The sequence below is a fragment of the Endozoicomonas sp. ONNA1 genome (assembly GCF_024606325.1).
GTDB lineage: Bacteria > Pseudomonadota > Gammaproteobacteria > Pseudomonadales > Endozoicomonadaceae > Endozoicomonas_A.
In genome coordinates, this window is record NZ_JAHHPN010000446.1 from 1 (window position 1) to 12,852 (window position 12,852).

Genomic DNA, 12,852 nt, shown 5'->3' on the forward strand with positions numbered 1-12,852 from the left:
TAGCGGGACAGGCGCACGTCGGGCAGTTTGCGTTTGGCGCCGGAGCCGATCGGGACCATTTCGTGGACCTCCACGAAATGGTCTGAAATAGCCTGATCGCTGTTAGTGCAGCTAATAAAACAACCCGATATGAATACAGTTCAAGTCGTCTATTGTCATGATTGTTATAGACTTCACCCACATGAAAGCTCGTGCCGTCCAGATTTAATGCCTTGTAAGGAAGTTTCGGATAATTGACGACCTTGACGGCCAGATTGCGATACAAGTCGTTAACACCAGCGTCGTGCAGACTATCGAGAGTCTGACCAAGTACCTTATCGTTCATGTGTTCGGCTTGTATAACTTCGCTGATAAGGCGGTCAATCGGCTTATCATCAAAAAACTCAGGGTACATGTACAGTGTCTCTTCCTTAAGCCCAAGTCACCATTTCTTTGACGGCAGGTTTTAGGTAAATATCAACCGGGGTGGTGAAAAGCGGTTACTCATCTTGAGATTTTTTGGAAGCTTCTGGGGATCTGGTTGGGCTACTCTGGGTTAGGTTCCTTGCCCCAAATACGTAAGTTGATTTCTGAAAGCAGCTCTTCACGTCCTTGCAGGTTGCAGATATCTTTCGCTGTAGTGCCTGTCTCGTCATATGAAATATTTTCTTGTAACACGCTGTCGAGGTTAATATAGGGTCATCTGAAACACGAATGCTTTGGCAAGGCTGAGCTTTCTCCGGAATGTAAATTTGGGGCTGGAAGTACACAAGATTGGATAAAACTCCATCTTCAGTATCAGTTTCTGCAAAAGCTGAGTGATTGATACAACTGCAAATCAAGACAGAATAAAAAGTGATATTTTTTATTCTGTCTTTTTGGTGACTTGACTTAGCTTTCATCATGCTAATGCTCTCTGTTTTGATAAAAGCGCGCTTTATTAATCGTGCTTTTTTATTCAGGAAAATGTTACTGCTGTCACAGGTCTATGTATCAGCGTTACATTAACTGAGAAAACCTATTGCAAACCATAATAACCTCAATTGCCTAATTTTTTATATCCGAAATGGTGGCGATTTTTATACAAACAATAAGTAGTTGGAATCACTACACAGAGAACAGCCAAGCTACCGACAAGTATACCCATCAAGTGATCGTTATCATCTTCGTCGTGACATTGTGGACAATTACCAGTGGTATCAATACAGTTGTCCGGGTGCAAAGAGGTGCAGTTTTTTTGGTGGAGCGAATGATCCCGAAAACCAAAGAAAGCCTTACACTCGCAGGTATCCGGAGAATCAGGTGGATTATAACCTGCCGGACAACTAATAACTGAGCAGTAACCCCATGGGCAATCAATATCACCTTTTTTTCTACGAAAAGCACCATAATCACATATCTGCTGTGTTTTTTGGTTGATACAGGTTCCACTACCAGAACCTTCAATACAAACATCCGAATCAGTGACCAAACACTGGAAGCATTTCAACTTGCATGAACCATCGTTAATTCTCTTTACTGATCTTGCCATGTTGCAGTGCCCTGACGCATTCACACACAACAATTTCTCGTTCCGAAAAATAGCTTCACCGTCACTCAAGTTTAGGTTGTCATCGTTTTGTAAAGCGCATTGCTCATTCTGGCATCCACTAAGCAGCCAGTCATTTGCCCTATGCTGTTTGCGTTCATCATTACCTGTATATGGAGAATAACTTTGTACCGATATTGGTATATCTGAAACATAATCTTCTTTGTCAATTCTTGGCCAACGATTGTTTGGCCTACCGGCAGAACTCAAGAGAACTGTCGTTAACTTTCCAGCCTCTGAACCTGTTATTACTTCTTCAGAGACAAATCGTATGCCTCCATAATCCTCACCTCTGTTTGACAGTACATGAATTTCATCACCTGAATCTTCATGAATTTTCAGCCTTTTCAGACAGCTAATACTGGTAAATAGCTCAACATGAGAGGTACGGGCTCCCAGGCAAATAACATGAGTGGCGTTATCCTGAACTATCTGAAAGCTGACAGAAGAATCAGCTGGCGTTTTAAATACTTTATATTTGTTATTGTTTGCCGTAGCTTCTGAAGCCAGGGGCAGTAGTAATAGTAATACCCAAGTATGGATTTGCAGCAATGCGCCAAGTAGAACATTAAAATTTCGCATAGATAAAACTTCCAGAAATTGAATGTTGCTCATAACACAAGCCCCAGCCCTTTCACTGTATTCACAATTTCATCCTGCCGGGGAGCGGAAAGTTTACCTCGAATAAAGGTTGCTCTGGGTTTATGCAGAAGATAAGCAAGAACATTCAGTCGACACTCGTCTTATTCCAGACAGGTTCTAAATTGCTTAATGAGTAGATCAGCGGGTTCCATCATCTTGAGGTATTTTGAGTTTAAAAACTTCAAGATAGTGGATCTCGCTGACTTACTCCTGATATTTGTCGTATACAATGAGCAAACCTCTTTCCCTGGATGAGGGAATGCCGATTAATACTACTGAGAATAGAGCGGTGGTGCTGATTGTTGAGGCTGATGAATAATAGGGGCCTGATCTGCGCGTAAGCCACCATAATCTTCTATCCAGTTTGTCGCTGCACGATAAGCAGATAGAGGCCAAAAGATGAACGGGCAGCAGCAAATCCCAATAACTCCATAACATGCAGAATCGAAGCTGCAGTAACCACAGTGTTTCTGGCTCAGAATACCAGCCCAGTAAACCTCGGCAGGCATACCTACGGCACGGGCTTTATGGTAGGTAGAAAGATAAAATATTGCTGTGGCTACTGCACCAACAGCAGCAGCGATTCCTAAAGCAATATATATTATTTGTGGATCAAATTCGTCATCTGAATCATCATATGGATCATACGGGTCATCTTTTAGATCTCTTCTGAATCTTGCAATTGGCAGTTCGTTGACAGAGAAGCATTGGTTGCCCGTACCTCTCAGGCCAACCAGCTGGTTTTTGAGGTCGAAGACTGGTGAACCCTGTGGTATTGAGAACTCTGAGGAAATAATAAATGTCGACTTACTTCGAGTTTCATCAAGAGCAAGAGTGACTGGCTGCTGAACCAGCTGCTGTTTTTCATTAACATTGTACGTAAATGCTTGCTCTGGAAGTAATAAATCATCATTAAAGACAGGATAACTCCCCGGCCTGAAGGTCTCACTATCAAGGCTGATATTCAGTAGCATATTGCTTTCAAGGGGCTTATCAGAGTGTTCAGCGATGTATCCTACAGACTCACCTGATAATGTTAAAGTTTCAATCAATCCATCATTTGAGTGTTCCCTTGCTTTTTGGACGCATATTGGCGAAGTAGCCATTAAATCTTTCGAAACCAGCACCCCACGACAAGGGGGAGAATCTGTTTCAGGAAAAAATTCTACAAGTGCTTCCGCAACAGGAAGGGAGTTAGTATTTACAGCCGCACCCCATGAAAGCGACGTAAATAGAAGACTGAAGCCAATTATTTTGTGTGGATCGATGATCATCATTAAAACCTTGACTAGATGATGGGTGTGAAAGGTGTGATGGGCGTGATGCGTGTTGAAGGCGTGAGTATAGGGCCGAAAAACAGTCTCTTCCAATTCTTTTCCAGTAGTTTTACTGGTAGAGCAAAACTTTTTCAGTGTAATAGGCTCTAAACGACACTTGTCATACAAGCCTTGGGCTTGTTTATCTGAAAGACTTATTGATCAGGTTTCACCAGCCTCTTTGAACCGCACGCTGCAGACCCGCATGACGGTCTAGTGTGGGGTCTGGAGCTTAGACACCACCTGCTATCCGAGCTATACAGCCTGTCTCAGTTTGTTACCAGCCCATCAATGTGCTGATACCCTTGTCGCCTATAACGATACTTACAAAAGTAAACTGATACCCCGACAATGGCAGCGACTATTCCAACAAATACAACACCTCCAGCCACAGATAAAGGAATAATAAGTTTTTCATTGCCAGGAGAAAAAGGAGAAGGTTTATTCATACAACCTAGTGGGAAATCATAAAGAGCCGGTTGATCTGGTAGATTCCAGCCTGCTTCACAACCATCACATTTAATTGCCCCGCAAGTCTTGGATTTTGTGACTGGGCAATCAGACGACATGATAATATCACAACTCTCCATATCATTGGTGCATTTGCCCTGACCAATCCCATTTACACAAACATCCCATAAAACACCTTTGCATTTAAACGAATCAGGAAGGTGACAGCTTCCATCTTTTACGGGCTCAATGCAAGATTCAACATAAAATTGACTAAAAATATTGTCGCGTACAGGATAACCTATTGAACTTAAACTCCACCCAACTCCACAGCTTGGGCAGTTTAAATTACCATTGCTATTATCTTGATTTGAAATTCGGCATATTTCATTCGATCTTGGATTTGTGCAATTACCGATAGCTTCACCATTTTTACAAGCCAGAAAGTTGATATTATCACAGACAAAATATTTCACATCACAACTTCCGTCGCGAATAAAATCAAAAGGTTGACAATTCTTTATTTGATCAGAAGAACAGCCGAAAGGGCATCCATAGTAGGGGGTACCACAGCTATCATCGTAGATTGTAGCTGTTACATTTTTTTTCGAATTGTATAAAAATGCCTCGCCTTGGCCAGAACTACAGTAAAGCCAGTCTATTTCGCAATCGTGAAAATCATAATAAAGTTTTATATCATTCTCATTCTTAAACGTTTTCGGTAAAACACATGTACCATCATTTACTAGTGAAAAGCAACCTTTAGGAGTTTGGCACACATATGGACTCCACCCATGAGAGGTAATACTTGTTACACATGAATTATCATTGCAATTGATAGAAAGGAAATGATCCTCAGTCTCACTATTTTTACCAGAATATGATATTTTACCAGAATATGACACATAACAGGACGAGTCATTGGCTATCATTCCAGAACAATTTGATGCTTCGGTTTCATAGTTATAAGAACAGTTATACCACTCTAGAATATTTTTTTGAATGGCAGATTCAAAATTTATATCTACATTCAGTCCAGGGAAGCCAGCTGGATAACATGAACACTTTTGATTAGGAACAAAAACAGCTACTTCTGAATCACCAAAACCCCAATACGGAAACATAAGAAATAAAGCATGAACAAGCTTCATAGCGTTACCTCAACCTGATTCTAACTCCAAACAAAGTTCCAGACGGAGTATAGCCACATAACGAGTCTGCAAAAAAACACCGACCACCTTAAAGGCCGCTACCTTCAGAAGACTCACTTTAATATTCATTTAATCCTGTTACAGCCATTCAGTTATATCAGAGCGGCAGAGTTGGATTAAACATTTGTAATACTCTCTGTCAGAGGACATGAACTACAAACCCTGATAATTTGCCCTGTGGCGGCGTTTGTACATCAGGTAGCCCACTGTAGCAACTGTACCAACCAAAGCAAGCGTTGCAACTCCTCCAACTGTCCATTCTACGATGGAGTTAACAGGTTTTTTGCCAGAATGCTTTGGATCAGGCTTTGGATCAGGTTTATCTTTACAATCAGGCATACAGCCTTTAGGTGTGCAAATCACAAATTTGCGGGCGGGCAACGGCGGCGAATTAGTCCACGAATACTGGGCTGAACAAGATTTGCATTTAATCTGATCATACGCTCCCATATAACCCAAACTCCCGGCACCAGGAACAAAAGTTAACTGAGAGTTGAATGTACAATGCTCTTTTGACTCAGGGTTAACGCATGCCCCACTTGCATGAATATCTATACCCTCTTCTGGTGATATATCTTGATGACAATTGTCTATTGCCCTTTTTCCGCAATTAAAATAGTAAGTAGCGTTAGCCTTTGGACATCTGGGGTCATTGTCTTTTGCAAAGGCATTTAATAAGTAGGATGACCTGATGCAAGTATCGCCTACCACTACACAGAACAGCTTGTTTCTTAGTTTAACCGGAGCCCCATCAGGGATACTGATATCCGATGGCAGCTTTATCATTGTTTGCACTCCGGAGTTTTTCTGATCATCAAAGGTAAAATAATGTTTTGTAACATTCATCTCTTCATCACTACCACGCATGTAATAAGCCGATAACTCAGTTCCATTTGTAGCATTAACGGTACTCATTACAGGCGGTTGATAGGGTAGGTTATCAGCATAAAGATCTATAGACAGCAGACCTGCTTTAGCCGACCGATTATGTGAAGTTTGAACATGGCCAAGCTTCACGCCAGCGGGACTCAGTACATTTATCTCAACCGCTTGCTTGAATAGCGCGAGTATTTCCTTAGCACAGGATGGCGATGTAAGAATTTGCTTTTTTGAAACTCGCACCCCAATACAAGGTTGAGCCTTTTCAGCAATATAAATCCGGGGTTGAAAGTAAACAAGATTAACGGAAGCGTTGCCTTCAGTATCTTCTTCCGCAAAAACAGGCTGTTTGGAAAAACTAATAATGAATAGAAAGCAAAAAATAATGTTACCTGTTCGTTTTTTTAACAGGCATTGTTTCGTTTTCATCAAAATACACTCCTGCCCCGACAAAAGCGCACTCTTACAAGTACGCTTCACTGTCAGGTGGCTGTTTTAATTACCACTGCAAATTTGATGACACTCTTTCTCTTTCTCTTGTACAGCTCGTGAACAAGCTTTGCAGGCTTGATAAGACAGTCCACTCTGGCAAATTTGAGAACAGCTGTTAAACATCTGCTTTTCCTCTGATATGCACTGGGTGCAACTTTCCATGACTTTTAAGTTCATGGTGTTTTTTTGCAATCGCAGCGCATTCGTCTTTTCTGTATTATTGTTCGAATGGCTTTGTGAGATACAACCTTTTATGCACATGGAAGGCGTACAGACGTCAGAGGGATAGGGTTCTTCGGTATCACCAAAAAAGTCTGCACTGCATGAAGGGCAGGTAATACTGTCAGTAAACGCTATTGATTCGGTTGAATAGCTTTCACTCGTGGTGAATTGGCAGTTTTCCTGTGACTGTGAGTTTATGCAGGTTCCTTTTCCGTCAACACTTCCCAGGTCGTAACTGCAATGAGTGATCGTTCTGTTAACACACCCGGAATAAAAATAGAAATGAGGCAGGTAAGAATGACAATCTACTTTTATTCTGCTTAAGGTTTTTGCATCCATTACAGGTGCTCTGCAAGTTCCGTCCGCCGAGACGACACAGACAATTTTACCTTTGTGAACCATTGGAGAACCCGCCGGTAAAGGATCACGACTATTCAAGGTGTAATAGTGATGGGTATCTGATCTTTGGTGATTGACTATCGACGGTACGGTCTGTATCGCAGCATCCGCTGGTTGTACATAAAAACCCTCTACAGCCGTCAGTCTGGCAAGGGGTCTGTGACGTAATGTGGGATATGTCAGGTGTATTTTTTGACCTTCGTTTTGAGCATCTATTCCCAGAAGACCTTTTTTGCTTTCAGTTCTGCCAAGTAACCTGACTTTGCCCTGAGGCCGCTTTTGTCTGTTCAAGACATCGACTGTTATGTCAGCATTATGTTGCTTGCTGATCAATCTGGCACACTCGGGGCTGGTTAACAAAATTTCTGCGCTTAGACGGACACCCAAGCAGAGCTGAAAGTCGTCGCCTATATAGATACCGGGAGAAAAAGTAACGATATGATCCCGAATGTTATTGTCTGTCAGTTCGGCAAAGCTTCGGGCAGATAAAATGAGCAATAACAAACAATAGAAAAATGTTTGGTAGTTGTGCAGTTTCATAATAAACAACCTCTGATGAATCAACACTTACGCCGCCTGCTTATTTACAGCAGGTAGCGGTGCCGTAGTGCAGGCTTTAGAAGACCTGAGAGATAGGATAGAAACGACGATGGAGTATAGCCTGTAGCGCTGGGTCTGGACTGAAATAATCAGATCAACCTGAATTCAGATACTCTGAAGTCAGGCCTCAATGTATAAAACGAAGAAAGTGTGGCTTTCGAATAGAACAAAAGAACACTCTCTACTAGACTCCTATCGGTTTTTGATTATTGGCAACCCGCTGGTGGCATAGATGCTATTTCCAGAATACTTCACGCCAAAGCCCAGTATTGTGTTGCTTGTATTCCTGCTGAGTCAGTTACCGGCCCATGCGGACGACAACTGTCAACTTAAACATATTCAATGCGCAAACCCTTCTCTTAATAGCTGCAAAAGTGGTTTCGGGGCTGGTCGGTGCACAAATAGTGTCACTAACGAAACCTGCTCAATGGTCACTTTTCCCAAAGGTTTTTCCGGAAGCTACAGAGGCCAGCCAGTCACTTGCAACGAAGCTGATGGTTGTGAGGCGGTTAGCTGCCCTCAGGACTGTGTCAATGACCCGTCAATACCTTGCAGCTGTGTTGCAAAGTGGGGGCTTAACGGTGACATTCATTTTGAACCTGCTTTTTGTATTCCCGGCTCAACAGACGACAGTTGCAAACAACAGTTTTTTAAGTGCAACCAGGTCGATTTCAATTTTTGTTATCAGGGCTATGGCACTGGGTTATGTCAGCACATCGAGCACTCCAACCGAAACTGTACTGTGAATTATTACCCTGATCCTTTTAATAAAACGGCCAATGGGCATCATCTTAAATGTGATCACCAGAGTGGGTGTTAAAGCATCGCTTGCACCCATGGTTGTCAAGGCTCCTGGCAGCTCAATCATAAAACGGAAGTCGTTCCCGGTAATTGTGCAGCAAACCGGGGGAGAAGTTGTGAGCTCAGGTTTTTACATTGTGATAACGCTTTTTTTAAATTTTGTAGAGAGGGGTTTGGAAAAGGACACTGCGAAAACCCCGTGTCTGGAGAACGCTGCACAACCACAGTGTTGCCAGATCATCAGACCAAAGGCTGTTCTAACCCGGATGGCTGTGAAAAATTATCATGCCCGTCGTGTAAAGCTCATTGGATGCTCAACAATCATACATTGATTGCGCCTGAGGGCTGCGCCACAGGCTTAAACGACGGTAGTTGTCAGATGCGCTTCTTTAAATGTTCCCAACTGAAGCTGGACTTTTGCCAGAATGGCTATGGTTTGGGCCGGTGTTACAACGATGCTCAGAAAACGGGCTGCACAGTTCACTTTGTACCCCATCAATCCAGCTTTGCTGGTTCGGGAGGTCGCACCCATTGCCAGCATGCTTCCGGTTGTGAATCGCTAAAATGTGATAATGACTGCCGTGGCCACGGCCACGAAGGCTGGCAGGAAACGACACCAGGCAACTGCCTGCCAACAGCCGGTAAACCCTGCCAGCTGCAATACTTTTCCTGTGATGATGCGCAGTTTGACAGCTGCAAGGGAGGCTATGGCACAGGCACCTGCAGCAATTTCAAAACAGTAGAAACCTGCGATATTACTGTCTATCCAAGTGGTTGGAGGGAGTCACCCAATGATCCCGTGCTTTGCAGCAATAACCAGGGCTGTGAAGAGGTTCAGTGCCCCGAAGACTGTGGGGATGTTTGCGACTGTGCAGCCCAGTGGCAAGTTTATGGTAAAACCAATACTTATCCTCAGGGTTGCATTGATCACAACAGCAGCCAAAAAAAATCCAATGATCTTGCACTGGCTCTGGGCATCTCCGGTGGTGTCATTCTACTGGCTGTAGCAATAGTGACCCCGGTGGCCTGTTATTACCGATACTCAAAACGCATTACCTACCAAAGGATTTCCCCAGAAAACTGAAGGGGTTTCCATAACCACTGAGTTAATGCCTTTTATGAAAATCACGATTCACGTTCTTCATAAGCAGCACCCCCGGAAAGTCAGGTTCTTTTTCTTAGTGTTATTCTCAGCCTTTGTCTGCCTGACAAAAGCTGCCCCGAACGATGCACCGGAAATGGTCGCCAATGCCTTCCATGCCGGAAGCGTAAAAAAGGCCGTTTTCTCCTCCGATGGGCGATGGTTTGCCACAGCGTCGGCGGATCATTACGCAAAGTTTTACACTACCGGCCAACCCATAGAAAAAGTAGCTCAAAAGCTGGCAAACCTTCCTCATGATAACGGGGTGAATGGTGCATTTTTCAGTCCTGACAACAGCTTACTGGTGACCGTCTCCAACGACAATTCGGCAAAAATCTGGGTGGCTAACCATCCCAAAGCGAATTTCCCCACACTAATGTCAACCTTTAATCACAATGGCAACGTCCTTTATGCCAGCTTTTCACCATCAGGCAACTTGCTGCTGACAGTCAGCACCGAAGGGGCGGCTCTACTCTGGGATCTTAGCCAGGTCGAATCAGGCAAGGTGACGCAGCTGGCAGCAATGGAGCACAATGCTACCGTATTTCAGGCTGTCTTCAGCAGCAAAGCGGAACAGGTGTTGACTGTATCAGCAGACTGGACGGCCAAGCTTTGGGATATAACCCGGATAAAAGACAAAAACCCTGTATTATTAGCGACGCTGAAGCACTATGGCCCTGTCTATCAGGGGGCTTTCGATCCGGCTACGGATACTCTGGCTGCAACGGCATCCGACGATCATACCGCAAGACTCTGGGATTTCAGCGCAATCTCCAGCGGCGCAGCCAGACTGTTAACTACTATAAAGCATAATGGTTCAGTCACTGGCCTGACCTGGCACCCGGCCGGTTCAAAATTATTCACTTACTCGGATGACCATACTGCAAAATACTGGGACACCTCCGGGGCAGAAAAAAAGCATAGCGCCCAATTACTGGCCACCATTGAACATGCAGCACCGGTACGGGATGTCAGCTTTGACACTAAAGGTCACTGGGCAGTTTCCGCTTCAGAAGATTATACGGCTGGTGTCTGGGATATGACGGCTATCAGCCAAGGAAAGCCGTTGCTGGTGAACACCCTGCATCACCCAAATTCAGTGAATTCAGCTTGCTTCAATCCAGTTGCCTTAAAACCAGACATTTTTATGCCTCCGTTCATTCGTGGGCTGCTACATAATTCGTTCCTGCAGGTTCTTACCGCTTCCGATGACTTCACGGCAAAACTCTGGCAATTAAGTATCAGGCAGGTGAGACCCTCAGGTAAAAAAAGTTCTGTTGGAGAATGACAATGAAAGCGCAGGCTTTAGGCTGGATGATCTGCCGGGTTGTAGGGTTCGCCTTCTGGGTGGCCAGTCCAGTGGTATTTGGGCAGGATAACCAGCCCGTCATCATAATTAAACCTCGGGATGTTTGTGATTGCTGCGATAAACTGGTGGATGCGACCTTTGATTTAACGGGGGAACGATTATACGTTGCTGCCAAAGGAAAAAATCAGGCCGGTGATACCTACTCCCATCTTGGCCTTTTTGATATGACACGGACTAATCGAACTCTGGCAACAGCGCTAGTAAAAGTAAAAGGTCCGGTATTGGATTCCCAGGATTTTAGAATAAAACTTGATGCGACTGGTCGATTAGTTGGTATTGCAGGCAATTCCCTGAAGTTATGGTATGCCAGGGTGAGTAATGGTACTTTGCCCTATCTGGCAACATTGGATAACGACTTTAATGGTATTTATTCATTTGATTTCAGTCGTAAAAGTGACAAATTAGCGGCTGGGTATAATGACGATGGCGATAATTATCTTGGTGTGTGGGATACCTATCAACTTGAGGATAATAAACCGAAGCTGTTAGCCAAAGTAAAAAGTTACCCAGCAGTTTCTATTCAATTTCATCCTACAGGTCGTTATGTTCTGAGTGGAATACATGTAAATTATTATTGGTCATTTGCTGAACTTTGGGATTTAAGCAAAATTAAAAGCAAAACTCCCAGTCATATTAAGCTTAATGAAGACGGAGGAAGCCCATACATTGTTACCTTCGATCATGAGGGCAGGCAAATTGGCGTCTCTATGGTTGGTGACAACTGTGCCGCGTTGTGGCATATGGATAGTATTATCAGCGGAGATACTGATCCATTGGCATTTATGGGACATGATGAGGATGTATATTTTATCGCTTTTGACCCAACAGGTCGTTATATTGTCACCACTTCCGGTGACCATACCGCCAAACTTTGGGATGGAACCCAGATTAAAAAGAATAGTCCTAAGCTTCTTGCAACGATGAACCATGGCTGCGCAGTTAAACAAGCGATTTTTACCCGCAACAACACTCGAGTATTCACCCGGAGCGACTGTGATATCAGGCTCTGGGATATTCAACATATACCAGTCGATGGCAAAGCAAAGTTGCTTAATACCTTTCATACCGGTGGAGGTTACTACAAAATTGAACTCGACCACGCAGTGGTCTGGCTGTTAACTGTCAACATCGAAGCCGCTGAAATTTGGGATATAGCAGCACTCCAGGCTGACTCGGAACACTCTGATGCAGATTAGTATTTCAGACATTAAGTCAGATTTAGACCTTACCATTTCAAGGGAAACGAGCATAAGACTTATTCCAATTCGCAGTGTCAAAAAAACAGACTACCCTGAATAAACTCAGCAACCTAACCGGTCTGGCAATGCACAGCTTTTACACCTTTCTACAGTTGTTCACTGTAGCATTTGTAGCAACAGCACTTACCTTTTTCACAAACCCTGAAGTGGCCACTGGTGAATATTTGGAATGGCAGCTGCCTATAAAAAAACAAAGTGATTCCTCTATAACCATTCGAGCCAGGTCGGCAAGTGTTGCTACAAAAACTCAGGGCACACGAACGCAGTCTTTTACTGGCGAAGTCACTATTTTCGGGCAGATCGACCAGCCATTTATCGTCTGTGCACAGAGCTTAGACGCTCAGGGCTTTACTTATGAGGCCAGTGCTGTTGTACCTTTCCCCTTTTCTGATAGTGATAAATCAACCCATCTTTATATGCTTACGTTAAGTGAGCGAATGGGCAGAATAGCGATTAAAGAAAGCCAGCCTTGCCCGGAGTCTTTTAATCACCCGTATCCATTCA

Annotated in this window: 10 protein-coding genes; 4 read left to right on the forward strand and 6 right to left on the reverse strand. The window is 43.7% G+C overall.

What is annotated here, in order from left to right; genetic code table 11:
- The 6 genes from KDK19_RS10255 to KDK19_RS10280 all read right to left on the reverse strand — a co-directional run.
- Positions 1-394 (reverse strand): DUF4277 domain-containing protein (locus KDK19_RS10255; protein ID WP_257291877.1); only part of this gene is annotated, 394 nt, incomplete at its 3' end.
- A gap of 624 nt (positions 395-1,018) precedes the next feature.
- Positions 1,019-2,182 (reverse strand): hypothetical protein, encoded by a 1,164-nt coding sequence (locus KDK19_RS10260; protein ID WP_257253743.1) that lies wholly within the window; start codon positions 2,180-2,182, stop codon positions 1,019-1,021.
- Positions 2,183-2,481: 299 nt separating this feature from the next.
- Positions 2,482-3,579: a hypothetical protein gene (locus tag KDK19_RS10265; protein WP_257291878.1), complete on the reverse strand. Its 1,098-nt coding sequence runs from the start codon at positions 3,577-3,579 to the stop codon at positions 2,482-2,484.
- Between the two features lie 215 nt (positions 3,580-3,794).
- Positions 3,795-5,126, reverse strand: a complete 1,332-nt coding sequence (locus KDK19_RS10270; RefSeq protein WP_257291879.1) for a hypothetical protein — start codon at positions 5,124-5,126, stop codon at positions 3,795-3,797.
- Between the two features lie 213 nt (positions 5,127-5,339).
- Entirely contained in the window at positions 5,340-6,494 is a 1,155-nt protein-coding gene (locus KDK19_RS10275) for a hypothetical protein (protein WP_257291880.1), read from the reverse strand.
- A 66-nt stretch (positions 6,495-6,560) separates the two neighbouring features.
- Positions 6,561-7,718 carry a hypothetical protein gene (locus KDK19_RS10280; RefSeq protein ID WP_257291881.1) on the reverse strand — a complete coding sequence of 386 codons (1,158 nt, stop codon included), beginning with the start codon at positions 7,716-7,718 and terminating at the stop codon, positions 6,561-6,563.
- 1,060 nt (positions 7,719-8,778) lie between these two features.
- On the opposite strand from KDK19_RS10280, the gene KDK19_RS10285 reads away from it, so the two are divergent.
- The 4 genes from KDK19_RS10285 to KDK19_RS10300 form a co-directional block, all read left to right on the forward strand.
- Complete coding sequence (locus tag KDK19_RS10285) at positions 8,779-9,663, forward strand: hypothetical protein (RefSeq protein WP_257253853.1); 885 nt, start codon at positions 8,779-8,781, stop codon at positions 9,661-9,663.
- 34 nt (positions 9,664-9,697) lie between these two features.
- Positions 9,698-11,008: a WD40 repeat domain-containing protein gene (locus tag KDK19_RS10290; RefSeq protein ID WP_257291882.1), complete on the forward strand. Its 1,311-nt coding sequence runs from the start codon at positions 9,698-9,700 to the stop codon at positions 11,006-11,008.
- 2 nt (positions 11,009-11,010) lie between these two features.
- Positions 11,011-12,285, forward strand: coding sequence for a WD40 repeat domain-containing protein (locus KDK19_RS10295; protein ID WP_257279576.1), 1,275 nt, complete (start codon positions 11,011-11,013; stop codon positions 12,283-12,285).
- A gap of 128 nt (positions 12,286-12,413) precedes the next feature.
- Positions 12,414-12,852 (forward strand): hypothetical protein (locus KDK19_RS10300; RefSeq protein WP_257291883.1); only part of this gene is annotated, 439 nt, incomplete at its 3' end.

What these genes read in the sequence shown, in the direction of transcription:
- KDK19_RS10260 (WP_257253743.1), bottom strand. Translation starts at nt 2,182, where the DNA reads ATGAGCAACATTCAATTTCTGGAAGTTTTATCTATGCGAAATTTTAAT.
- KDK19_RS10270 (WP_257291879.1), bottom strand. Translation starts at nt 5,126, where the DNA reads ATGAAGCTTGTTCATGCTTTATTTCTTATGTTTCCGTATTGGGGTTTT.
- KDK19_RS10275 (WP_257291880.1), bottom strand. Translation starts at nt 6,494, where the DNA reads ATGAAAACGAAACAATGCCTGTTAAAAAAACGAACAGGTAACATTATT.
- KDK19_RS10280 (WP_257291881.1), bottom strand. Translation starts at nt 7,718, where the DNA reads ATGAAACTGCACAACTACCAAACATTTTTCTATTGTTTGTTATTGCTC.
- KDK19_RS10290 (WP_257291882.1), top strand. Translation starts at nt 9,698, where the DNA reads ATGAAAATCACGATTCACGTTCTTCATAAGCAGCACCCCCGGAAAGTC.
- KDK19_RS10295 (WP_257279576.1), top strand. Translation starts at nt 11,011, where the DNA reads ATGAAAGCGCAGGCTTTAGGCTGGATGATCTGCCGGGTTGTAGGGTTC.